The organism is Pseudomonas sp. R25(2017) (assembly GCF_002112565.1).
Taxonomy (GTDB): Bacteria; Pseudomonadota; Gammaproteobacteria; order Pseudomonadales; family Pseudomonadaceae; genus Aquipseudomonas; species Aquipseudomonas ekonensis.
Window position 1 is genome coordinate 170,698 of the sequence record NZ_NEHZ01000012.1, and the last position, 23,147, is coordinate 193,844.

At 65.3% G+C, this 23,147-nt stretch carries 18 protein-coding genes; 8 read left to right on the forward strand and 10 right to left on the reverse strand.

From position 1 onward, the window contains the following. Positions 1-53: 53 nt before the first annotated feature. Positions 54-1,421, reverse strand: a complete 1,368-nt coding sequence (locus CAG31_RS17140; RefSeq protein ID WP_085583223.1) for an MBL fold metallo-hydrolase RNA specificity domain-containing protein — start codon at positions 1,419-1,421, stop codon at positions 54-56. Next, positions 1,412-2,338, reverse strand: a complete 927-nt coding sequence (locus tag CAG31_RS17145) for a universal stress protein (RefSeq protein ID WP_085583225.1) — start codon at positions 2,336-2,338, stop codon at positions 1,412-1,414. The genes CAG31_RS17140 and CAG31_RS17145 overlap by 10 nt, the downstream gene beginning before the upstream one ends. A gap of 185 nt (positions 2,339-2,523) precedes the next feature. Between CAG31_RS17145 and CAG31_RS17150 the strand changes: the two genes are divergently transcribed. The 7 genes from CAG31_RS17150 to CAG31_RS17180 all read left to right on the forward strand — a co-directional run bounded on the left by CAG31_RS17150 (position 2,524) and on the right by CAG31_RS17180 (position 11,506). After that, complete coding sequence (locus tag CAG31_RS17150; protein WP_085583227.1) at positions 2,524-3,072, forward strand: GNAT family N-acetyltransferase; 549 nt, start codon at positions 2,524-2,526, stop codon at positions 3,070-3,072. A gap of 124 nt (positions 3,073-3,196) precedes the next feature. Further along, the gene (locus CAG31_RS17155; protein WP_085583229.1) at positions 3,197-4,273 is read left to right on the forward strand and encodes an NAD(P)-dependent alcohol dehydrogenase; all 1,077 of its coding nucleotides are present in this window, start codon (positions 3,197-3,199) and stop codon (positions 4,271-4,273) included. A gap of 80 nt (positions 4,274-4,353) precedes the next feature. Further along, positions 4,354-4,581 (forward strand): hypothetical protein, encoded by a 228-nt coding sequence (locus CAG31_RS17160; protein WP_085583231.1) that lies wholly within the window; start codon positions 4,354-4,356, stop codon positions 4,579-4,581. 2 nt (positions 4,582-4,583) lie between these two features. Next, positions 4,584-5,411, forward strand: coding sequence for a helix-turn-helix domain-containing protein (locus CAG31_RS17165; protein ID WP_085583233.1), 828 nt, complete (start codon positions 4,584-4,586; stop codon positions 5,409-5,411). A 228-nt stretch (positions 5,412-5,639) separates the two neighbouring features. Continuing rightward, positions 5,640-6,893, forward strand: coding sequence for a multidrug efflux RND transporter periplasmic adaptor subunit MexE (gene mexE / locus CAG31_RS17170; protein ID WP_085583235.1), 1,254 nt, complete (start codon positions 5,640-5,642; stop codon positions 6,891-6,893). A gap of 15 nt (positions 6,894-6,908) precedes the next feature. Next, on the forward strand, positions 6,909-10,088 hold the full coding sequence (locus tag CAG31_RS17175; protein ID WP_085583237.1) for an efflux RND transporter permease subunit: 3,180 nt from the start codon (positions 6,909-6,911) through the stop codon (positions 10,086-10,088). Then, complete coding sequence (locus CAG31_RS17180) at positions 10,085-11,506, forward strand: efflux transporter outer membrane subunit (protein WP_085583239.1); 1,422 nt, start codon at positions 10,085-10,087, stop codon at positions 11,504-11,506. The genes CAG31_RS17175 and CAG31_RS17180 overlap by 4 nt, the downstream gene beginning before the upstream one ends. Before the next feature lie 421 nt (positions 11,507-11,927). Here CAG31_RS17180 and CAG31_RS17185 read toward each other — a convergent pair whose 3' ends face one another. The 3 genes from CAG31_RS17185 to CAG31_RS17195 are packed head-to-tail and all read right to left on the reverse strand — an operon-like array spanning position 11,928 to position 15,217. Beyond that, positions 11,928-12,875: an HlyD family secretion protein gene (locus CAG31_RS17185; RefSeq protein WP_085583241.1), complete on the reverse strand. Its 948-nt coding sequence runs from the start codon at positions 12,873-12,875 to the stop codon at positions 11,928-11,930. 4 nt (positions 12,876-12,879) lie between these two features. Further along, on the reverse strand, positions 12,880-13,080 hold the full coding sequence (locus CAG31_RS17190; RefSeq protein ID WP_085583243.1) for a DUF1656 domain-containing protein: 201 nt from the start codon (positions 13,078-13,080) through the stop codon (positions 12,880-12,882). Further along, positions 13,070-15,217, reverse strand: a complete 2,148-nt coding sequence (locus tag CAG31_RS17195) for an FUSC family protein (protein ID WP_256575546.1) — start codon at positions 15,215-15,217, stop codon at positions 13,070-13,072. The genes CAG31_RS17190 and CAG31_RS17195 overlap by 11 nt, the downstream gene beginning before the upstream one ends. 181 nt (positions 15,218-15,398) lie before the next feature. Between CAG31_RS17195 and CAG31_RS17200 the strand changes: the two genes are divergently transcribed. Continuing rightward, the gene (locus CAG31_RS17200) at positions 15,399-16,454 is read left to right on the forward strand and encodes a tetratricopeptide repeat protein (RefSeq protein ID WP_085583246.1); all 1,056 of its coding nucleotides are present in this window, start codon (positions 15,399-15,401) and stop codon (positions 16,452-16,454) included. A 15-nt stretch (positions 16,455-16,469) separates the two neighbouring features. Here CAG31_RS17200 and CAG31_RS17205 read toward each other — a convergent pair whose 3' ends face one another. The 5 genes from CAG31_RS17205 to CAG31_RS17225 are packed head-to-tail and all read right to left on the reverse strand — an operon-like array spanning position 16,470 to position 23,012. Then, a complete protein-coding gene (locus CAG31_RS17205; RefSeq protein ID WP_085583248.1) occupies positions 16,470-16,847 on the reverse strand; it encodes a response regulator in 378 nt (125 codons plus the stop codon). A gap of 45 nt (positions 16,848-16,892) precedes the next feature. Continuing rightward, entirely contained in the window at positions 16,893-18,107 is a 1,215-nt protein-coding gene (locus CAG31_RS17210; RefSeq protein ID WP_085583250.1) for a hybrid sensor histidine kinase/response regulator, read from the reverse strand. Further along, positions 18,101-18,694, reverse strand: a complete 594-nt coding sequence (locus CAG31_RS17215; protein WP_085583252.1) for a chemotaxis protein CheB — start codon at positions 18,692-18,694, stop codon at positions 18,101-18,103. Before CAG31_RS17215 ends, CAG31_RS17210 begins: the two co-directional genes overlap by 7 nt. Continuing rightward, positions 18,691-19,524: a protein-glutamate O-methyltransferase CheR gene (locus CAG31_RS17220; RefSeq protein WP_085583254.1), complete on the reverse strand. Its 834-nt coding sequence runs from the start codon at positions 19,522-19,524 to the stop codon at positions 18,691-18,693. The genes CAG31_RS17215 and CAG31_RS17220 overlap by 4 nt, the downstream gene beginning before the upstream one ends. Next, a complete protein-coding gene (locus CAG31_RS17225) occupies positions 19,524-23,012 on the reverse strand; it encodes a response regulator (protein WP_085583256.1) in 3,489 nt (1,162 codons plus the stop codon). The genes CAG31_RS17220 and CAG31_RS17225 overlap by 1 nt, the downstream gene beginning before the upstream one ends. Positions 23,013-23,147 lie beyond the last annotated feature (135 nt).

Here is a 23,147-nt window from a genome sequence, read left to right on the forward strand (position 1 = left end):
CAGGCCCGCAGTCTGGCCCTTGCCTGCGTTTCCATGTGAACCTCCCGCGCCGTCTAGCGCACTGGGTCTAATGAGACGGTTACCTGATGCTCGGGCACGCGGACCTGCCAACCCAGTTCCAGGCTGATGCGCCGGCGCAGGGTGTCGGCGGCATGCGGCTCGCCATGGATCACATAGGTCTGGCGCGGCGGCCGGGTGAACCCGCGCAGCCACGCCATGATCTCGTCGGCGTCGGCATGGGCCGACAGGGTGTCCATGGCATGCACCTGTGCCCTGATCGGCACGTCTTCGCCCTGCAGCCGCACGCTGCGGGCGCCGGCGACGATATCGGCGCCGCGGGTGCCGCCGGCCTGGAAGCCGGAAAACAGGATGCTGTTGCGCGGATTGGGCGCCAGCGCCTTGAGGTGGTGCAGCACCCGCCCTCCCGTGGCCATGCCGCTGGCGGCGATGATCACCGCCGGTTCGCGCAACTGGTCCAGGTGCCGGGACTCGTCGACCGTGCGCACGATACGCGTGCCCTTGCACATCGCCACGCATTCGTCCGGGGTCAGCCGGTGTTCGTTCCGAAACTGCAGGTACAGGCTGGTGGCATCGGTGGCCATCGGGCTGTTGAGGTACACCGGAACATCAGGTATCAGCCCGTCGCGCTTGAGTTTGTACAGGTAATACATGAGCAACTGGGCACGGCCGACGGCGAACGACGGCACCAGGGTGATGCCGTGGCGCAGGAGCGTCTGGGTGATGACCTGGGCCAGGTACTGCTCGGTCGACTCCGTCGGGTGCCGACGGTCGCCGTAGGTGGACTCGACCAGCAGCACGTCCGCCGCCGACACCGGTTCCGGCGCGCGCATGATCGGATCCTGCGGGCGACCCAGGTCGCCGGAGAACAGCAAAGTCTGGCCGTCGACGCCGAGCTGCACCGTCGCCGCCCCCAGGATGTGCCCGGCCGTGCGCAACAGCAGTTCAATGCCGGGCGCGATCGGGGTGGCCTGATGCAGTTCGACCGGACGGAACAGCGTCAGCGCCCGCTTCGCGTCTTCCTCGGTGTAGAGCGGCCGTGCGGGCGAATGCTTGGAGTAGCCGTGCCGGTTGGCATGCTCGGCCTGCTCCTCCTGCAGCCGGGCGCTGTCGAGCAAGAGGATCTGCGCCAGGGCGCAGGTCGCCGGGGTGGCGTAGATCGGCCCGCTGTAGCCTTCCCGCGCCAGCACCGGCAAATAGCCGCTGTGGTCGAGGTGGGCATGGGTCAACACCACCGCATCGAGTTGACGCAGCGCCGGCGGCAACGGTTCCCAGTTGCGCAGGCGCAGTTGCTTGTAGCCCTGGAACAGTCCGCAGTCCACGAGAACCCGGGTGCTGTCGCGGGTCAGCAGGAATTTGCTGCCGGTCACGGTGCCGGTGCCGCCGAGAAAAGTCAGTTGCATGGCCAGGGCTCCCAAATGTCGGTCGCGTGAGGATGAACCGCCAGCACGCTGCAAGGCGGATGGCTGATGATGCGTTCGGTGGTGTCGCCCAGCAGCTTGTCCAGGCCCTTGGGCTGCACGACACCCATGACCGCCACATCGATGTGCAGCGCCGCGACCTGGTCGCGGATCACCTGCGCAGGGTCGCCTTCGATGAAGTGCCGGCACGCCGGCGCGACGCCTTCCGCGTCCGCCAGGCGGTCGAAGGGTTCTTGCAGGGCAACGCGCATTTCATCGATCCACGCCTGGGTGACGTTCATGTCGGAGGCGAAGACCCCGATCAAGTCGTAGGCCGAGAGCAGGTGCAATTGAGCGTCGCATTGCAGCGCCAGGGCCTGGGCGGCCCGCACCAGTGCGCGGTTGAAGCGCGCCTGGGCATCCGGCGCATCGACCGCCGACGTGTCCACGGCCACCAGGATGCGCTGCGGCAGCGACACCGCGCCCGCCGGCACAAGGTGCGTGAGCCCCTTGAGGCCGCGCATCAGCGCGCAGTCCAGCGGCGTGCTGAACAGCCGCGCCAGGGCCGACGCCCCTTCGCTGTCCTTGATGACCATGTCGGGCTGCAGTTCGCCGATGTAATCGATGGCCTGGCCGCGCAGATCCTCCGCCCGCAGGCTGTCGACCGTCAGTGCGCAACCGCTGCCGCGGTGCCGTTCGACCAGGCTGGCCAGCCGTGCACGGTAATCCTCGAACTGGCGCTGGATCTCGGTCTCGTTCAGGCGCTCCTCGCTGAGCAGGTGCGCCTCGGACGGTTCGAACAGCCCGAGCACGTGCACCCCGGCACCGCTGGCATGCGCCAGGGCCAGAGCCCTGCGCAACGCGGCCGAATGCGGATCCACCTCGGTGAGCAGCACCAGCAGTTGTCGATATTGACCCATGGCGGACCTCCGGGCCTGCGCGGCAGGCGTGTCGATGCCTGCGATTGTCGGAACCCGGTCGTGCGTCGGCTTGACGAAGATCAGAAAATGGCCACCTGCGCCGCAACTTGACGATTGTCAGAAACGGGCCGCTGCGCCACGGTACAACGGCTTCACCCTTATCGGGCCGAGGGCCGGGAGACGACATGGCGAGGCAGCGGATTGAACAGCCAGAGGCTGGCGAACACTGGGTGGAACAACTGGCGGACGGCGCGACCGTGCTCATCCGCCCGCTGCGGGAGGAAGACCGCGAGCGGGACAAGCGCTTTCGCAGCACCCTCGCCTACGAATCCCGGCGCTTCCGTTTCATGACCGGGCTCAGCGGCGGCCTGGCGGGGCTGGAGATGCAGCGCACGGCGCACGACCTTCCGCCCGGCCTGGCCTACGTAGCGCTGGCCCATGCCGATGGCCAGCTCCGGCAGGTCGGCGTCTGCCGTTGCGCCGCCATCCCCGGTGGCCGCCATTGCGAATGCGCGGTCGCGGTCAGCGAAGACTGGCAACGCAAGGGGCTGGGCCGTCTCCTGCTGCAACGCCTGGTCGCGGCGGCGCAACGCAACGGCTTCGAATGCATGGTCTCGATGGATCTGGCGAACAACTACGCCATGCACCATCTGGCCAAGGCGCTGGGGTTCACGTCCCGCTACGTACGGGGCGACGTCAGCGAAATTTTCCACGAACTCGATCTGCGCCCCTGAAACACCGGGCTGACGAGCGGCACGTCACGGCAGCGCGCAAATTTGACGCGGATCAAAGATCGGGGGCATCGACGGCGCACAGTAGCCCCACATCACGCCCGATCACCGTCCCCGGAGGCGAGCCATGGCACAGAAGATGAAAGCGGCAGTCTTCGTCGAGAGGCACCGCATCGTACTGGAGGAAAAGCCCGTCCCAGACATCGGCCCGCTGGATGCCTTGGTGCGCATCACCACCACGACCCTTTGCGGCACCGATGTGCACATCCTGCGGGGCGAATACCCGGTGGCCAAGGGCCTGACCGTGGGGCACGAGCCGGTGGGCGTCATCGAAAAGCTGGGTTCGCAGGTGCAAGGCTTCCATGAAGGGCAACGGGTAATCGCCGGCGCCATCACGCCCAGCGGCCACAGCAACGCCTGCCTGTGCGGGTGCGCGTCCCAGGACGGTGCCGGCACGCCGCACGGTTTCAAGGCCATCGGCGGCTGGAAGTTCGGCAACATCATCGACGGCTGTCAGGCCGAGTACGTCCGCGTTCCGGACGCCATGGCCAACCTCTGCGCGATCCCCGACCACCTGAGCGACGAGCAGGTGCTGATGTGCCCCGACATCATGTCCACCGGATTCTCCGGCGCAGAACGGGGCGGCGTGACCGTCGGCGACACGGTGGCCGTGTTCGCCCTGGGGCCCATCGGCCTGTGCGCCGTCGCCGGTGCCCGGCTGCTCGGCGCCACCACTGTCATCGGCGTCGATACGGTGGCCGCGCGTATGAGTGTGGCCCGCCAGCTCGGCGCCGATCATGTGATCGACTTCCGGCAAGGCGACGTGGTCGATCAGGTCATGGCCCTGACCCACGGCCGCGGCGTGGATGTGGCCATCGAGGCCCTGGGCACCCAAGGCACCTTCGAATCGGCCCTGCGCGTGCTGCGACCCGGCGGCACCCTGTCCAGCCTCGGCGTGTACAGCGCCGACCTGCGCATCCCCCTGGGCGCCTTCGCCGCGGGCCTGGGCGACTACCGCATCGTCACCACCCTGTGCCCCGGCGGCAAGGAACGCATGCGCAGGCTGATGGAGGTGGTCGCCAGCGGCCGGGTCGACGTGTCGCCCCTGGTCACCCACCGTTTCCGGCTCGATGACATCGAAGCCGCCTACGAACTGTTCGCCAACCAGCGCGACGGCGTGATGAAGGTGGCGATCACACCCTGACCTGTCCCGCCGGCGGCAGGGATGCCCTCGCTTTGCACCGCTTTGCAGTTGTCATGCTCATGCACGCTCAGGAGGCTCCCATGAAGGTCTACGTCGAAAAGAACACCGAACAGAACGGCTGGTGGGTCCGCCTGGACGACTGGCGGGTACGCTTCAACACCGCCGCCGAGGCCGAATCGTTCGTCGAACGCCTGACTGCCCGGCTCGATGCGCCGCATAGCCGGGACATGCTGGCCGGCGGATCACCGCTGGCCGACGCGGCGAACACCTCGCTGCCGGCAGCCCTGCGATGCGTGCAGGAGGCCTGACCATGACCCGCCAAACGACCGCCGCCCGGCTTGTCCACCCCGTACCGGATCACGGCGCTGCACCGATCCGTCTGCAACCCTTGCCCCCTGCCTGCGCAGCCTGCCGGGTCAGCGGCCTGTGCCTGCCGACCGGACTGCCGGTGGACGACAGCCAATGCCTCGGCGCGCTGATCGGCCCGCGCATCCGTATCCACAAGGGCGCCCCGCTGTTCAACGCCAATGACCCGCTGACCACCCTGTACGCCGTGCGCTGCGGCAGTTTCAAGACGAACCTGAACAACGCCGAAGGCCAGGGCGTGGTGATCAATTTCTGGATGCCCGGCGACGTGCTGGGGCTCGATGCCATCGCCACCGAACACCATGTGTGCGACGCCATCGCTCTGGAAGACAGCGAGGTCTGTCCGATCCCCTATCGCCGGTTGCAGGCCCTGGCCCGCGACTTCCCGGTCCTGCAGCAAAGCCTGAACCGCCTGATGAGCCGGGAAATCGTGCGCGAGCACGAGCGGGTGCTGATGCTCTGCAACCTCACCGCCGAAGAGCGTCTGGCCAATTTCCTGATCGACCTGTCGCGCTGCTTCGTGGATCGCGGCTACTCGGCCCAGAGCTTCATCCTGCGCATGTCCCGCGAGGACATGGCGTCGTACCTGGGGCTGCGCCTGGAAACTGTGTGCCGTTCTGTCGCCCGCCTGCGTGCCCAGGGCATCGTCAACCTGCAGGGCCGGCTCGTGGAAATCCTCGACATGACCGCGCTGCGGGCGCTCGAACAGGGCGTGGGCGACATTGACCGCAAAAGCGGCCCCAAACACCCCGACCACCTGCCCCCCGGATAGGCTCTCGCACGGCAGGGGCACAGGACGGTTGCCCCCCCCGTTGCGCGCCACGCAAGACTGTATTGCCGCCGGAACGATTGATAGCCACCTAACGAAAGGCGCATGCTAGAGGGCTTGCGCGCTGCTTATATCATTCCGAATGATAGTTACCTTCGCGCCATTCGATTCGTTTGCCATTACCCTGCCGATCATCATCCGCCCATCTTCAATACTTTGGCGGATGTATCCATGGAACAATCACTCAAACATTTGCGCTTCCCCTTGGCCCTTCTGGCCGTGCTCGTGATGAGCGCCTGCGGCAAGGCGCCGCAGACCGCCGCCAACATGCCGGCCGCCAAGGTCAGCGTGGCCAAGGTGCTGGAGCAGCCGGTCAACGAGTGGGACGAGTTCACGGGGCGCCTGGAGGCGCCGGAAACCGTCGAAATCCGTCCGCGGGTCTCCGGCCAGATCGACGAGGTCGCCTTCACCGAAGGCGCGCTGGTCAAGAAAGGCGACTTGCTGTTCCAGATCGACCCTCGCCCGTTCCAGGCCGAAGTGCGCCGCCTCGAAGCCCTGGTCGCCCAGGCCCGCGCCAACGCCACCCGCAGCGAAAACGAAGCCGTGCGCGGCGAACGCCTGCGTACCAGCAACGCCATTTCCGCTGAACTGGCCGACTCGCGCACCAGCGCCGCCCAGGAAGCCCGCGCCGCCGTCGGTGCCCTGCAGGCACAACTGGACCTGGCCAAGCTGAACCTGAGCTTCACCCGCGTCACCGCACCGATCAGCGGCCGCGTCAGCCGTGCCGAAATCACCGCCGGCAACCTGGTGACCGCCGACACCACGGCGCTGACCAGCGTGGTCTCCACCGACAAGGTCTACGCCTACTTCGACGCCGACGAGCGCGTGTTCCTCAAGTACACCCAGCTCGCCCGCCAGGGCCAGCGCGGCGCCACCACGCCGGTGTACATGGGCCTGTCCAACGAAGACGGCAACCCGCACCTGGGCCAGATGAACTTCGTCGACAACCAGGTCAACCCCAAGACCGGCACCATCCGCGGCCGTGCGGTGTTCGACAACACCGACGGCACCTACACCCCCGGCCTGTACGCCCGCCTGAAGCTGGTCGGCAGCGGCACCTACAACGCCATGCTGATCAACGACGAAGCGGTCGGCACCGACCTTGGCAAGAAGTTCGTGCTGGTGATGGATGCGGACAACAAGACCGCCTACCGCCCCGTCGAACTGGGGCCGAAGATCGAAGGCCTGCGCATCGTGCGCAACGGCCTGAACAAGGACGACACGATCATCGTCAAGGGGCTGCAACGGGTGCGTCCGGGTTCGCCGGTCTCCCCTGAAGTGGTTCCGATGGCCAGCGAGCAGACCCTCGCGGCCCTCGCTCAACAACGACAAGCGCTGGAAGCCAGCAACCTGCCCAAAGTCGCACCCGCCAAGGGCGCGCAGGGTTCGGTTGTGAAACTGGCTGCTGCGACCCCACGCGGTTAAGGGACAACAACTCCGATGAATTTCTCCAGATTCTTCATTTCACGGCCGATCTTCGCAGCGGTGCTGTCGCTGCTGATCCTGATCGCCGGTGCGATCTCGCTGTTCCAGCTGCCGATCAGCGAATACCCGGAAGTCGTGCCGCCGACCGTCGTCGTGCGGGCCAACTTCCCGGGCGCCAACCCCAAAGTCATCGGCGAGACCGTGGCCGCTCCGCTGGAGCAGGCCATCACCGGCGTCGAGAACATGCTGTACATGTCCTCGCAGTCCACCGCCGACGGCAAGATCACCCTGACCATCACCTTCGCCCTGGGCACCGACCTGGACAACGCGCAGGTGCAGGTGCAGAACCGGGTGACCCGCACCGAGCCCAAGCTTCCCGAGGAAGTGACGCGCATCGGCATCACCGTCGACAAGGCCTCGCCCGACCTGACCATGGTTGTGCACTTGACCTCGCCGGACAAGCGCTACGACATGCTCTATCTGTCCAACTACGCGATCCTGAACATCAAGGACGAACTCGCCCGCCTGGGCGGCGTCGGCGACGTGCAGCTGTTCGGCATGGGCGACTACTCCCTGCGGGTGTGGCTGGATCCGAACAAGACCGCTTCGCGCAACCTGACCGCCACCGACGTGGTGACGGCCATCCGTGAGCAGAACCGCCAGGTGGCCGCCGGCCAACTGGGCGCGCCGCCCGCGCCGAACGCGCAAAGCTTCCAGCTGTCGATCAACACCCAGGGCCGTCTGGTCTCTGAGGAAGAGTTCGAGAACATCATCATCCGCGCCGGCGAAAACGGCGAGATCACCCGCCTCAAGGACATCGCCCGCGTCGAGCTGGGCTCCAGCCAGTACGCCCTGCGCTCGCTGCTGAACAACCAGCCGGCGGTGGCGATCCCGATCTTCCAGCGTCCGGGCTCCAACGCCATCGAGATCTCCAACGAGGTGCGGGCGAAGATGGAAGAGCTGAAGAAAGGCTTCCCGCAAGGCATGGACTACAGCATCGTCTATGACCCGACGATCTTCGTGCGCGGCTCCATCGAAGCGGTGGTTCACACCCTGTTCGAAGCGCTGATCCTCGTAGTGCTGGTGGTGATCCTGTTCCTGCAGACCTGGCGCGCCTCGATCATCCCGTTGGTGGCGGTGCCGGTGTCGCTGATCGGTACGTTCGCCGTGATGCACCTGTTCGGCTTCTCGCTCAACGCCCTGTCGCTGTTCGGCCTGGTGCTGGCCATCGGCATCGTGGTGGACGACGCCATCGTGGTGGTGGAGAACGTCGAGCGAAACATCGAGCTGGGGCTCAACCCGTTCGAGGCGACCCAACGCGCCATGGGCGAAGTGACCGGCCCGATCATCGCCACCGCGCTGGTGCTGTGCGCCGTGTTCGTCCCGGCGGCGTTCATCTCCGGCCTCACCGGTCAGTTCTACAAGCAGTTCGCCCTGACCATCGCGATCTCCACCGTGATCTCGGCGTTCAACTCGCTGACCCTGTCGCCGGCACTGGCTGCCGTGCTGCTCAAGGGCCACGACGCGCCGAAGGACCGCTTCTCGCGCATCCTCGACAAGCTGCTGGGCGGCTGGCTGTTCCGTCCGTTCAACCGCTTCTTCGTGCGGGCCAGCCATGGCTACGTCGGCACCGTGCGCCGGGTCATCCGCAGCAGCGGCATCGCCCTGCTGCTCTACGCCGGCCTGATGGTGCTGACCTTCTTCGGTTTCTCCAGCACGCCGACCGGTTTCGTGCCCGGCCAGGACAAGCAGTACCTGGTGGCCTTCGCCCAACTGCCGGACGCCGCCAGCCTGGACCGCACCGAAGACGTGATCAAGCGCATGTCCGACCTGGCCCTGAAACAGCCGGGCGTGGAAAGCGCCGTGGCCTTCCCGGGCCTGTCGATCAACGGTTTCACCAACAGCCCGAACGCCGGCATCGTGTTCGTGACCCTCAAACCGTTCGACGAGCGTAAGGATCCGAGCATGTCCGCCGGCGCCATCGCCGGGGCCCTGAACGGCCAGTACGCGGGGATCCAGGAAGCCTACATGGCGATCTTCCCGCCGCCACCGGTACAGGGGCTGGGCACCATCGGCGGTTTCCGCCTGCAGATCGAAGACCGGGGCAACCTGGGCTACGAAGAGCTGTACAAGGAAACCATGAACATCATCGCCAAGAGCCACAGCGTGCCGGAGCTGGCCAACCTGTTCACCAGCTACACCGTGAACGTGCCGCAGGTCGATGCCGCCATCGACCGCGAGAAGGCCAAGACCCACGGCGTAGCCGTCAGCGACATCTTCGACACCCTGCAGATCTACCTGGGTTCGCTGTATGCCAACGACTTCAACCGCTTCGGGCGCACCTATCAGGTCAACGTTCAGGCCGAGCAGCAGTTCCGCCTCGAATCCGACCAGATCGGCCAGCTCAAGGTACGCAACAACAAGGGCGAAATGATCCCGCTGGCGACCTTCATCAAGGTCAGCGACACCTCGGGGCCGGACCGCGTGATGCACTACAACGGCTTCATCACCGCTGAAATCAACGGCGCGGCAGCCCCGGGCTACAGCTCCGGCCAGGCCCAGGCCGCCATCGAGAAGCTGCTCAAGGACGAACTGCCCAACGGCATGACCTACGAGTGGACCGACCTGACCTACCAGCAGATCCTGGCCGGCAACACCGCGCTGTTCGTGTTCCCGCTCTGCGTATTGCTGGCGTTCCTGGTGCTCGCGGCGCAGTACGAAAGCTGGAGCCTGCCGCTGGCGGTGATCCTGATCGTACCGATGACCCTGCTGTCGGCCATCACCGGTGTCATCGCCTCCGGCGGCGACAACAACATCTTCACCCAGATCGGCTTGATCGTACTGGTGGGCCTGGCGTGCAAGAACGCGATCCTGATCGTCGAGTTCGCCAAGGACAAGCAGCAGGAAGGCCTCGATCCGCTGGCTGCGGTGCTGGAAGCGTGCCGTCTGCGTCTGCGGCCGATCCTGATGACCTCCTTCGCGTTCATCATGGGTGTGGTGCCGCTGGTGATCTCCACCGGCGCCGGCGCCGAGATGCGTCACGCCATGGGTGTGGCGGTGTTCTCCGGGATGCTCGGGGTGACCTTCTTCGGTCTGCTGCTGACGCCGGTCTTCTATGTACTGATCCGCAACTTCGTGGAGCGCGGTGAAGCCCGCAAAGCGGCCAAAGCCCTGCAATTGGAGGCGCAACAATGAGTCTGAAAGTCTTCCTGCCGAGTCTGCTGGTGCTGGCCTTGAGTGCCTGCGCCGTCGGCCCCGACTACAAGACCCCAGCCACGGAGGCGGCCAACATCACGGCCGCCACCGATGGCGCCGCCGGCCAGAAGAACTTCGACCGTTCGAAGTTCGAAGGCATCTGGTGGCAGCAGTTCGACGACCCGACCCTCAACCAGTTGGTGACCCAGTCGCTGCAAGGCAACCGCCAGCTGCGCGTAGCGTTCGCCCGCTGGAAGGCTGCCCGGGCGATCCGCGACGACGTCAGCAACGACGCCATGCCGACCATCACCAGCCGCGCCAGCAGCGACCTGGCCAAGGGACAGATTCCCGGCCAGACCACCCGCCGGGTCAACAGCGAGCGCTATGACCTGGGACTGGATATGGCCTGGGAAGTGGACCTGTTCGGCCGCATCCAGCGCAACCTGGAAGCCAGCGAGGCCGACCAGCAGGCGGCCGAAGCCGACCTGTACCAGTTGCAGGTGACCATGATCGCCGAACTGGTGGATGCCTACGGCCAACTGCGCGGCGCGCAACTGCGCGAGAAGATCGCGCTGGCCAACCTGGAGAACCAGCAGGAGTCGCGCAAGATCACCATCAGCCTGCGCGATGCCGGCGTGGGCGATCAGCTCGACGTGGAACGCGCCGATGCCCGCCTCGCCTCCGTGGAAGCCAGCGTGCCGCAACTGCAGGCCGAGCAGGTTCGCCAGAAGAACCGCATCGCCACGCTGTTGGGCGAGCGTCCGGACAAGCTGACCGTCGACCTGAGCCCCAAAGACCTGCCGGCGATCGCCAAGGCGCTGCCGATCGGCGATCCGGGCGAACTGCTGCAACGCCGTCCGGACATCCTCAGCGCCGAACGCAAACTGGCATCCGCCACGGCGCGCATCGGTGTGGCCAAGGCCGACCTGTTCCCTCGGGTCAGCCTCAGCGGTTTCCTCGGCTGGACGGCCGGGCGCGGCTCGCAGATCGGCTCATCGGCGGCCAACGCCTGGGCGCTCGGCCCGAGCATCACCTGGGCAGCGTTTGACCTGGGCAGCGTGCGGGCCCGCCTGCGCGGCGCCGATGCCGACGCCGAAGGCGCCCTGGCGACCTACGAGCAGCAAGTGCTGCTGGCCCTCGAGGAATCGGAGAACGCCTTCAGCGACTACGGCAAGCGCCAACAGCGCCTGATCTCGCTGATCCGTCAAAGCGAGTCGAGCCGCAAGGCCGCCGACCTCGCCGAGATCCGCTACCGCGAAGGCACCGCCGATTTCCTGGTGCTGCTCGACGCCCAGCGTGAGCGCCTGGCCGCCGAAGACAGCCAGGCCCAGGCCGAAGTCGACCTGTACCGCGGCATCGTCGCGATCTACAAGGCCCTGGGTGGCGGCTGGCAGCCGGAGACCGTCGCCAGCAAGTAATTCCGTTTTTTAAAGAGCTCCTTTGGTTGGCCGCAACCAACCAATTCTTTGCCCCGCGTATCATTCGGTCGCGGGGCTTTTTTGTTTCTGAGGGTTCGGTTTTGGGTGATGCCCTTTGCGGCGCCAGGTCAGCCTGCGGTGTCGTTTGGACGGACCTCATCGCTGGCAAGCCAGCTCCCACAGGGGGCTGTGGGTACATGCAGAAACTGCGGCTACCGCAATAACTGTGGGAGCCGGCTTGCCGGCGATGGCGGTGGATCAGGCAATACAGATATCAGCAGTGCCGGCCTCATCGCTTGCAGGCAAGCTCCTACAGTTTTTGTGGTGTGCCTGGATATTGCGGCCACCGATGATCCCCTGTGGGAGCCAGCCTGCTGGCGATGGCGGTGGATCAGACAGCGGCAATGCCGTCTCACCAAGTTCACTTGTGCTCCAGCACCGTCACCGTCGCAGTCGTCCCCGCCCGCAGCCGGTCTTTGCCGGCATAGTCGCCGTCGATCGCAATCCGCACCGGCACCCGCTGCGCCAGCTTCACCCAGGTGTAACTGGGGTTGATGTTGGCCAGCAGCCGGCTGCCCGGTGCATTCTCACGGTCGGCGATGGCAAAGGCGATGCTCTGCACGGTGCCCTCGAACCGCTCACCGCTCATCAACTCGACCCGTACCCGGTCGCCCTCGCTGATCCTGGGCAGTTTGGTTTCCTCGAAATAGCCGCTGACATAGAACGATTCGCTGTCCACCAACGCGACCAGTGCGCCGCCCGTCACGGCATAGTCGCCTTCGCGGGTCAGCAGGTTGGTGACGTAACCGCTGACCGGCGCCTCCACCCGGGTGCGCTGCAGATCCAGCTCCGCCTGGGTCAGCGCCGCCACCGCCAGTTGCACATTGGCCTCGGCCAGGCCGAGATTGGCCTGGTTGCGCAACAGGTCGGCCTGGGCGACGGCCACTTCGGTGCTGGACTTCTCCCATTCCTCCCCCGAGATGGCGAAGCCTTGCTTGAGGGTGCGCCGTCGCCGCTCTTCGCTTTCGCGCTGCTTGAGCAGCGCCCCGCTGGCGACGATGGCCGCCTGGGACTGCCCCAGCGCTGCCTTGGCCACCTCCACCGAGCGCCGGGCATGCTCCACCGCCAGGCTGTAGCGTGCCGGGTCGATCTCCAGCAGCAGTTGACCCTTCTGCACATGCTGGTTGTCCTGCACGGCCAATTTGACGATGCGGCCCGACACGTCCGCCGACAGCGTCACCACATCCGCCCTCACCCTCGCGTCACGGGTCCACGGGGCGCGGGTGTAATGCTCCCAGGCGAACCAGCCGAGCACGATGGCCAGCGCCACCACCGCCAATGTCGTCAATCGGGCAAGCAATGTCTTCAAGGCCTCAGGCTCCCATCAGCAGAATCAACGTCGCGCAGACGCAGGCGTACAGCGCACCCTCGAACAGCGCCTCGTGCCAGACCCGACGCAGCACGCCCAGCCGGCGCAGCACCCGGTCCAACAGGAGAAAGACAGGGATGGCCAGCAACAGCGCCTGGGCAATCGGCGGCAGGTAGACCCCGCCTATCTCGAAATCAATGGGCAAGGGCCGGCTCTCCTTCAGGGACAGGGTGTTGCAGGCGCTCACCGTGCCGTTCCAGGAACGAGACGACGATCAGCAGCGCCACGCGCATGCGAAACACCGACCACACGTGTTCATGGCTGGCGACATGCAGGTCGTCGAGACCGTCGCCCAACGCGTGCAGTTCGACCAGCAACGGCTTGAGCTGCACATCCGGGCGGCCCACGACAAATCGCCCGGCTTGCCGCACCGCCGCCGTCAAACGACGGCTGAAGGTTTCCGACAGCAACGTATTGCCCTGCGCCTGCTGCCTGAGCTGATGCATCGCCACCCCCGCCGCCACGCAGGCCAGGCTGGTTTCGTACAACGCCTGCATGGCCCGGTCATTGGCCGCCGGCAGCAGCCCCAGCATCGTGGTCAACCGATCCACCATGCGGCTTTCGAACTCAAATTGTTGTTCGTCGGTGGCCGCCCCCTTCGTCAGGGCATAGACCTGCTCCCGCGCCTCGTTGTAGAAGCGACGGATGCGCAGCACCGGCCGGAACGGAAAGATCCAGGCATAGACCATGAGTGCGAGCATGGCCGCACTGACGTAGGCGCCCGCGAATTCGAACCATTGGATGGCCGAGTTCTGCCCGGTTCCGACGTTCTGCGGGCCGAGCATCAGGAAGCTCGACAGCCCCAGCCCCATGCCGATGCCGGCCGTCGCCGGGCTGGCGAGGCCGACCGCGATCACATAGAGCAACGGCGCCAGCAGCAACGCCAGCGGTTCGAAATCGCTGACCGCCGGCACCAGCATGAACTGGTAGAACGCCGACACCACCAGGGCCAGGCCCAACCCGCGGGCATAGCTCTGCGCGGCGATCAGAGGGCGCGGAAAGGTCGCCATCAGCGAACACAGGATCCCCACCAGAATCATTCCGCCGCGGGCACCGTCCCAGGCCGTCTCGATCCAGATCAGCCCCGCGATCATCAAGGCGCTGAAGGCCCGGATGGCGTTCATCGTGGCCAGCGTGAAATCCAGGTGCAGGGGGTTGGCCTGACCGCGGAACACGCAACTGGCCTCCCTTCCCTCCTGGATCGCGTCGCTCAGTTCCAGGATCTGTTCCAGTTGCTGCAACAGGCGCGCCTGTTCCCAGCGCAACGCCCAGGCCAGCGAACGCAGGGTCGCGCTCATGTCTTCGGTCAGTTGCTCGGCCTTATAGGCCAGTTCGTCGAACTGCTGTTGCAGGGTCACGAAGTGGTGACGCGCCTGGGCCGGCAGCGCACGCCCCTGCTGCGCCAGTTGGTCGAGAAAGGCCAGTTCCTCGGCGCGCAGACGCTGGATATCCGGCGGCAGTTCCCCCTCCCAGCGCGCCGTGAGCAATTCGCGCTGGTGACGCAACGCGGTCAGGCGTGAGGTCAGCAGCATCAGTTGGTTGCCGAGCAGCAGCACCAGACCGTCTGCGCTGCGCAGTCTCGGGGCATCGAAATAGAGGTGGCGGCGCAACCCTTCCAGGGCACTGATCTCCCCCAGCAGGCGCATCTGCCGCTGCTGGAAGGCGGCCTCGTCCTCTTCGGTGCGCAGCACCGCCGCCGAATGCAGGGCCGCAAGCTTGATGACCTGATCGACCTTGTCGAAATAGCCCCGGGTGACCGCCTCGGGACGGGCCGTCAACAGGCTGACCACGCAGACGCAGGCCACCGCCAGCAAGGTTTCGGTGACGCGGGTGACCGCCAGCAGAAAGGTGCCGTCCTGATCCGGAATCGCCAGCAAGGCCACCACCACGGCGGTGTATCCGCTGAGCACGAAGGCCTGTGAACTGGTGTAGCGCAGCAGCGTACCGCCGGCGGTGCACAGGGCCAGCCACAGCGCCAGGGTGGCGATGAACGGCAAGGGCGCCTGGGGGAAGATCGCCATGATCAGCACCGCCACCACCGCGCCGAGCGTCGTGCCGATGACCTGGCCGAAGCTGCGGGCCAGGGCCATGCCGGCCAACGGCTGGCTGATGATGACCACCGCCATGATCGACCACTTGGGCTGGTCCAGATCGAACAGGAACGCCAGGTACAGCGTCAGCAGCCCGGCGGCGACGGTACGCAGGCCGAACAGCAGCACCGCCCGACCGGGATGGAGCACCGAATTTAAGTAATTGACCAAGGCTTGCATGGACACGCTCATCCAGACGACTCCTGCAAGCGTAGACACTGCATCGAAGGCTCGACAGGTAACGTGGTCGACGCAGTCTGTAGGCCGATTCGTGCGAAGTGAAATGCCGATCCGTCGGCATAAACGGCCACAGGGTTTGACTCATGGCGCGCACTGACCGAAGCTTGCCCCTCGCCCGTCTCCGGATCCCTGCATGCCACCGTCTCGCCGCTACCTGCTCATCAGCCTCGGTCTCGTGCTGGCGCTCGGCGTTGCCTGGCTGTCCCTGCGCAGCACCGCACCGGTCATCCCCGAAGCGATCAAGCACGGCTACAGCGAAGCCTTGTCCGCCGCCCGCGCCGGCAAGCCCGGCGCCGCCCGGGTGCTTTACCAGCAGTTGGCGCGTCCGGACCTGACGGTCAAGCGGCGCGTCTGGCTGCACGCCGAGCTGCCCAACTATCCGAGCCCCCAGGCGCTGAAGCTGGCGGATGCGGATCTTCAGAACGAGTCGCCGGACGTGCGGCTGGCGGCGATCAAGAGCATCGTCGGCCTGGTGCCCGGCGGCCAACGCAGCCTGTTGCTCGGCCCATTGCTGGACGACGAAGACCAGACGGTGCGCTTTGCGACGATCAACGCCCTGCTCGGCCTGACCCCGGACGAACTGGGCCTGTATTTCGCCCCGCTGCAGCAAGGCATCGACAGTTGGGAACAGGCCCTCAAGCTTGAGCCCGAAAGCGCCGACCGCTACGCGCAGCTGGCCCGCCTGCACCTGCACAATGCGGAACTGAAGCAGGCGCAGGAGGCGCTGGAGCAGACATTGCGCCTGGATCCGGCCAACCTGCCCGCACTGGTGATGCAGATCGAAGTGCTGGACCGCCAGGGCCAGAGTGACGCGGCCCGGCAATTGCTGGCCAAACAGTTGAAGGCCCAGCCCGACTCCGCCTACCTGCAACATGCCCTGGGCCTGTGGCTGCTGCATCACGACCAACGCGAATACGCGCTGCTGGGCCTGTCCAGGGCGGTGGAGCTTGAGCCCGACAACAAGGATTACCGCTACGACCTGGCCACCACCCTGCACGGGGCCGAGGAACTGGAGGCGGCGCAGAAGCAGTTGCAGGAAGTCGTCCAGCGCCATCCCGCCGACCGCAAGGCCCGGGTGCTGCTGATCAGTTACTGGAAGGAAAGCGGCCAACTGCAGAACGTCCAGATCCTGCTGGCCCAGCTGGAGCAGATGAATCCGGACGACCCGTCATTGCAGCAAGGGCTCTGAGCCCGCCGTCAGCCCTTACGCCAGCAGCTCGCGGATCTTTTCCTGCAGCACGTCCAGGTCGAACGGTTTTTCCAGGATCGGCGCCTTGCGCGTGATCGGGCTGTCGGTCTCGCGGATCTCCTGCGGGTAGCCGCTGATGAAGATCACCTTCAGGTCCGGCCTCAGCTTGACGGCCGGCTCTGCGATCTGCACGCCGTTGATGCCGCCGGGCAGACGGAAATCGCTGATCAGCAGGTCCAGATGCGGCTTGCTCGCCAGGATCTCGAAGGCCTGCTCGCCGTTTTCCGCCTCCAGGACGTGATAACCCTCGCCCCTCAGGTAGTCGGTGAGGATCATCAAGATAACGGGTTCGTCCTCGACGACGAGTACTACATCTTGTGCATCTGTGCTCATGGAAAGCCTTTGTTCGGTCAATAGCTGCTGAGTACGACCGTGCGGTCACTCAGAGGTTGCGTCCGGTTCGCCGTTTTCGCCCAGCGGCAGGCAGACGCGAAACAGCGCGCCTTCGTTGATCCGGCTCTGGACGGTGATCGAACCGCCATGGGCCGCGACGATCTGTTCGGAGATGAACAGCCCCAGGCCCAATCCGGCCACCACGGTCTTGGCCGACACCCTTTCGAACTGCTGGAAGATCCGCTTCTGGTTCTCCTCGCTGATGCCGATGCCGTGGTCGGCGACCTCGACCCGCGCCTCGTCGCCTTCGCGGTACACCCGCACCTGGATCGGGCTCTTGCCGCCGTAGCGCAAGGCGTTGGTCAACAGGTTGGAGACCACCTGCTCGATGCGGAACTCGTCCCAGTGCCCTTCCACCGGCTCCGGTGCGCTGAAGCTGACCTCGGTTTCCGCCGCTTCGATCTGCTGCGCGAAGTTCTGCAGCAGGTTGCCCACCAATTGCGCCAGGTCGAAACGGCTCGGCCGGATCGACAGCTTGCCGGTGCGGATGCGCGACACGTCGAGCATGTCTTCGATCAGGCGGATCAGGCTCTGGATCTGCCGCTCGTCGCGCTCGACCATGGCGTTCATCTTGTCCAGGGTGAACGCGGCGGCGTTGTCCCGGGCCAGGTGCATCTTGCGCAACTGCGTTTCGAGGATAAGGCCATTGAGCGGTGTGCGCACTTCATGGGCGACGATCGACATGAAGTCGTCGCGCATGCGCACCGCTTGCTGCAGTTCCGCCTGGGTGCTCTGCAACTGCTCCAGCAGCACCTGCTGTTCGCGCCGGCTCTGCTCCAGCGCTTCGAGCTGCTGCTTGAGGGCCTTGCTCTGGCGGTACAGGTCGACGAACACGTTGACCTTGCTCTTGACCGCCTGCACGTCCAGCGGCTTGTGCAGGAAATCCACCGCGCCGCTTTCGTAGCCCTTGAACGCGTAGTTCAGTTCACGGCCGGCGGCGCTGACGAAGATGATCGGGATGTTCTTGGTCTTTTCGGTGCTGCGCATCATCTCGGCCAGTTCAAAGCCGTTCATGCCGGGCATCTGCACGTCCAGGATGGCCATGGCGAATTCGTGCTGCAGCAGCAGCGACAACGCCTCGTCCGCCGACAACGCCTTGTGGACGATGCGGTCTTCACGCTTGATCAGCGCTTCCAGGGCCAGCAGGTTTTCCGGCAGATCGTCGACGATCAGCAGTTTTGCCTGGATATTACTCAGCATGCGATTCGTTCCAGCTCGACAAGCAAACGGCTGATGCCGTGCAGGGGGAGAATGTGGTCGGGTTGATGAAGGCTCAGCGCGGCCAGGGGCATGGTGGCCACGTGTGCCTCCTGCGGATCCTGGACGACGGTCAGCCCGCCGTGGCGCTTGACCTGGGCCAGGCCCTGGGCGCCGTCGTGGTTGGCGCCAGTCAGCAGGACGGCGGCCAGCGCCGCGCCGTAGACGTCGGCGGCGGACTCGAACAGGTAATCGATGGAGGGCCGGGAATGGTGCACCCGGTCCTCCAGGCTCAGCGACAGGCTGCGATCCTGCTCCACCGACAGGTGATAGCCGGGCGTGGCGAAATACACGGTGCCGGGGGCGATCTGCTGCTTGTCGATGGCTTCGACCGCCGGCAGCGACATCCGCCTGGCGAAGACTTCGGCCAGTTGGCTGCGCCGCTCTTCCGGCAGGTGCAGCACGACAATGATCGGCAGCCTGAACCCCTGGCGCAGCGGCGCCAGCAACGTCAGCAAGGCTTCGACGCCTCCGGCGGAAGCGCCCACCGCGATGGCCTCGATCCGGGGCAAGCCCGTGGCGCCGTTCATGATTTGCGGTAGATCCGTTCTTGTTTCACCAACGGGTCGAACCGGTTGGCGTAACTGGAGAAATCCAGCGTCTCTTTGCTGCCCAGCACCAGAAAGCCCCGGTGGCACAGCGACTCGTGGAACAGGCTGAAGGCCCGGTCCTGCAGCTTCTTGTTGAAATAGATCAGCACGTTGCGGCAGGAGATCAATTGGGTCTCGGAGAACACGCTGTCGGTCGCCAGGCTGTGGTCGGCGAACGTCACGTTCTCGCACAGGCTCTTGTCGAAGATCGCGTAGCCGTAGGCCGCCGTGTAGTAGTCGGCGAACGACCGCTGGCCGCCCGCCTGCTGATAGTTGGCGGTGTAGGCACGCACGTTTTCCATGGAGAAGATGCCCTGCTTGGCCTTGTCCAGCGAATGCGGATTGATGTCGGTCGCATAGATGATCGTGCGCTCCAGCAACCCTTCCTCACGCAGCAGGATCGCCATCGAATACACCTCTTCGCCGGTGCTGCACCCGGCGATCCAGATCTTGATCGACGGATAGGTCTTGAGCAGCGGCACCACTTCGCGCCGGATCGCGAGAAAGTGCGACGGGTCGCGGAACATCTCGCTGACCGGGATCGTCAGCAACTGCAGCAGCTGCATGAACGCGGTCGGGTCGTGCAGCACCTTTTCCTGCAGGGCGGAAATGGTGCTGCACTCGAACTGGCTCAGCGCGTGCAGCACCCGGCGCTTGATCGAAGCGCCGGAGTAATCGCGAAAATCATAGCTGTACTTGAGGTAGATAGCCTCGATCAACAGCCGAAGCTCAATCTCACTGTTGCGCTCGACTGAATAATGTCGTTCCACTAAATGCGTTCCATCTTCGGCAACCACACCCGAATCAACGAGAACAGGCGATCCAGGTCGATGGGCTTGGCCAGGTAGTCGTTGGCGCCCGCCTGCAGGCAGCGCTCCTGATCGTCCTTCATGGCCTTGGCCGTCACCGCGATGATCGGCAGCTTGCGCCAGCGCGGATCCTTGCGGATTTCCATGGTGGCTTCGAAGCCGTCCATTTCCGGCATCATCACGTCCATCAGCACCAGATCGATGTCCTCGATTTCATTGAGCCGTTCAATCGCTTCACGGCCGTTACGGCCGATCACCACCACGGCGCCCTTGTGCTCCAGCGCGCTGGTCAGGGCGAAGATGTTGCGCACATCGTCGTCCACCAGCAGCACCTTGCGGCCCTCGAAGACCTTGTTGCGGCTGCGGGCGGTCTTGAGCATCTTCTGCCGCTCATGGGACAACTGCGATTCGACTTTGTGCAAAAAGAGTGTGACCTCATCCAGCAGGCGTTCCGGGGAGCGAGCGCCCTTGATGATGATCGAGCGCGAATACTTGCGCAGGTCGGCCTCTTCGTCGCGGGTCAGGTTGCGCCCGGTGTAGACGATCACCGGCGGGAACGAGCGGATGTCTTCGGTGGACATCCGCTTGAGCAGATCGTTGCCGAGCATGTCCGGCAGCTTCAGGTCGATGACCATGCAATCGAACACGGTGGTGCGCAGCAGCTCCAGCGCATCCTGGGCCAGCCCCACGGCGGTGATCTCGATGTCTTCGTCGCCGATCAGGCGGGCGATGCTTTCGCGCTGCAGGTCGTCGTCCTCGACCAGCAGCACGTGCTTGACCTTCTGCGTCAGCTTGGCTTCCAGGCGCGCGAACACGTCCTTGAGTTCGTCGCGGGTGGTCGGCTTGACCGCATAACCGATGGCGCCCATGTGCATCGCCGCTTCGACCCGGTCCTCGACCGAGATCACGTGCACCGGGATGTGCCGGGTTTCGGGGTGTTCCTTCAAGCGCTGCAGCACGGTCAGCCCCGAGTGATCCGGCAGGCGCATGTCCAGCAGGATCGCGTCCGGCAGGAACTCGCGGGCCAGGTCGTAGCCTTCGTCGGCGCCGTGGGCGACCAGGCAGCGGTAACCCAGTTCGTGGGCCAGGTCGTACAGGATGTTGGCGAAGTTCGGCTCATCCTCCACCACCAGGATGCTGCGGCTGTCGAACGGGGCCTTGTCGCGGTCGTCGTTGAACCGCGGCAGGTCCATCGACGGCGGTGACGCCGGCTCGGGCGCCGCCTCGGCCGGTTCGATGGAGACGGGATTGAAGTTCACCGGCACGGCCGGCGTCTCGCTGTTCTGGCGGTAGTGCTGCGGCACCACCAGGGTGAACACGCTGCCGCGACCCGGCGCGCTGCTGACGCTGATGAAGCCGCCGAGCAGGGCCGCCAGGTCGCGGGAGATCGACAGGCCGAGCCCGGTGCCGCCGTATTTGCGGTTGGTGGTGCCGTCGGCTTGGTGGAACGCCTCGAAGATGCTTTCCTGCTGGTTGGCCGCGATGCCGATCCCGGTGTCGCGGACGATGAACGCCACGCCGTCGTTCGGCTGGCCGGCGATGGTCAGGCTGACCGAGCCCTGCTCGGTGAACTTCACGGCGTTGGACAGCAGGTTCTTGACCACCTGCTCCAACCGCTGCCGGTCGGTGAACAGGGTCTGCGGCGCATCGGGCTGCACCACGACGTCGAACGCCAGGCGCTTGTCCGCCGCCAGCGGCTCGAACACCCCGCGCAGGCCCTCGGCCAGGCGCTCCACGCTGGTGCTGTCGGCCACCACTTCAAGCTTGCCGGCCTCGACCTTGGCGATGTCGAGGATGTCGTTGATCAGGTTGAGCAAGTCGTTGCCGGCCGAATAGATCGACTCGGCGAACTTGACCTGCTCGGCCGACAGGTTCTCCTGGGGGTTCTCCGCCAGCAGCTTGGCCAGGATCAGCGAGCTGTTCAGCGGCGTGCGCAGTTCGTGGGACATGTTGGCCAAGAACTCGGACTTGTACTTGCTGGAGCGCTGCAACTCTTCGGCGCGTTCTTCCAACTGCGCCTGGGCCTGGTTGAGTTCGGTGTTCTTCAGGTCCATGGCGTCGCGCTGCTCGGCCAGGATCTGGGTCTGCTCGGCGAGCTGTTCGTTGGTCTGCTCCAGCTCGACCTGCTGGGTCTCCAGATGCGCCTGGGACTCCTTGAGGATCCGTGACTGTTCCTCCAGTTCCTCGTTGGCGGTCTTGAGCTCTTCCTGCTGCACCTGCAGCTCTTCGTTGAGCTGCTGGGTCTCGGCGAGCACCTCCTGCAGGCGCTGACGGTAACGGGCCGCTTCGATGGAGATGCCGATGTTGCCGGCGATCAGCTCCAGCAGCTCGACGTCGCGCTCGTTGAGCGGGCGCAGGAAGCCCAGTTCGACCACACCGTTGACCCGGTCATCGTCGCTGGTCGGCACCACCAGCACGCTGCTCGGCACGCCCTCTCCCAGGCCCGAACTGACCTTGAAGTAGTCGGAGGGCACCGGTTCCAGACGGATCAGGCGCCCCTGCTGCGCGGCCTGGCCGACAATGCCTTCGTCGCTGTAGATCGACTGTTCCTGCGCTTCCTGGTCGCGGGAGAAACCGTAGGTGGCCACACGCTTGAGGCCGCCGTGCTCTTCGCGCACATACAGCGCCGCCACCGCGACGCCCAAGTACTGGGCACAGAACTGCAGGATGTTGCGGCCCAACAGGTTGAGGGTCAGTTGTCCCAACACCTGCTCGGCCAGCTCCGACTGCCCGCTGCGCAGCCAGGCCTGCCGCTCCAGGCGCTGGGCGCTGGCCTGCTGGGCGTCGAGGTTGGCGCCGTAGTTCTGCGACAGGTTGAGCAAGTCCCGGCGGCCGACATAGGCCAGCAGGCCGCTGATGGCCGCGACAAACAAAATGTAGAGGCTGATGCTCCAGATCGTGGTGCGGCGCACGTCTTCGTTGCGCGCGGTGCGCAATTGCTGCTCGGTGTCGATCACGTCCTCGAACTGCTTGCGGATCTCGTCGGTCAGGCGCTTGCCGCGCCCGGCCTTGACGGCGGCGCGGTAGTCGCCGCTGCTGCGCTGCAGGTCGATCATCGATTGCGCGTAGGTCGCCCACTCGGCCTGCAACGCTTGCAGGCGGCGTATGCGGTCGGTCTGCACCGGGTTGTCGGCGGTGAGTTCGAGCAAGGTGCCGAGCGCCACGGCGATCCGCGGCTTGGCCGTCTCGTAGGGATCCAGGAAGTGCTCGTCGCCGCTGAGCAGGAAGCCGCGCATCCCGGTCTCCAGGTCGACCGTGAGCTTCACCGCTTCATTGGCGTTGTTGATCACCCGGTCGGTGTGCTCCACCCACTTGATCACCGAGAGCAGATACGTGATCAGCACCACGAAGAACACCGCGCTGAGCGCGCCGACCGCCAGCGGCAGGCTGACGTTGCGGGTCAGGAGTTTACGGAACCGTAGTTCATCGACCGAAGACGTAGAGGTCATTGGACAGCCTTGTCGAACTGTTGAAATTCAGGGAGTTTGCCCGAAAACGGCAACATGGATCCATTTTTCTCTCAGCTTTAGCAGCAATTGTCCCGGTTTGCCTGCGCGATTTCGCAAATCAGCCGTTATCCTTGA

Bases quoted from the DNA above. Each gene is read 5' to 3' on its own strand.
- CAG31_RS17140 (WP_085583223.1), bottom strand. From the start codon at position 1,421: ATGCAACTGACTTTTCTCGGCGGCACCGGCACCGTGACCGGCAGCAAA.
- CAG31_RS17145 (WP_085583225.1), bottom strand. From the start codon at position 2,338: ATGGGTCAATATCGACAACTGCTGGTGCTGCTCACCGAGGTGGATCCG.
- CAG31_RS17150 (WP_085583227.1), top strand. From the start codon at position 2,524: ATGGCGAGGCAGCGGATTGAACAGCCAGAGGCTGGCGAACACTGGGTG.
- CAG31_RS17155 (WP_085583229.1), top strand. From the start codon at position 3,197: ATGGCACAGAAGATGAAAGCGGCAGTCTTCGTCGAGAGGCACCGCATC.
- CAG31_RS17160 (WP_085583231.1), top strand. From the start codon at position 4,354: ATGAAGGTCTACGTCGAAAAGAACACCGAACAGAACGGCTGGTGGGTC.
- CAG31_RS17165 (WP_085583233.1), top strand. From the start codon at position 4,584: ATGACCCGCCAAACGACCGCCGCCCGGCTTGTCCACCCCGTACCGGAT.
- mexE (WP_085583235.1), top strand. From the start codon at position 5,640: ATGGAACAATCACTCAAACATTTGCGCTTCCCCTTGGCCCTTCTGGCC.
- CAG31_RS17175 (WP_085583237.1), top strand. From the start codon at position 6,909: ATGAATTTCTCCAGATTCTTCATTTCACGGCCGATCTTCGCAGCGGTG.
- CAG31_RS17180 (WP_085583239.1), top strand. From the start codon at position 10,085: ATGAGTCTGAAAGTCTTCCTGCCGAGTCTGCTGGTGCTGGCCTTGAGT.
- CAG31_RS17195 (WP_256575546.1), bottom strand. From the start codon at position 15,217: ATGAGCGTGTCCATGCAAGCCTTGGTCAATTACTTAAATTCGGTGCTC.
- CAG31_RS17200 (WP_085583246.1), top strand. From the start codon at position 15,399: ATGCCACCGTCTCGCCGCTACCTGCTCATCAGCCTCGGTCTCGTGCTG.
- CAG31_RS17205 (WP_085583248.1), bottom strand. From the start codon at position 16,847: ATGAGCACAGATGCACAAGATGTAGTACTCGTCGTCGAGGACGAACCC.
- CAG31_RS17210 (WP_085583250.1), bottom strand. From the start codon at position 18,107: ATGCTGAGTAATATCCAGGCAAAACTGCTGATCGTCGACGATCTGCCG.
- CAG31_RS17215 (WP_085583252.1), bottom strand. From the start codon at position 18,694: ATGAACGGCGCCACGGGCTTGCCCCGGATCGAGGCCATCGCGGTGGGC.
- CAG31_RS17225 (WP_085583256.1), bottom strand. From the start codon at position 23,012: ATGACCTCTACGTCTTCGGTCGATGAACTACGGTTCCGTAAACTCCTG.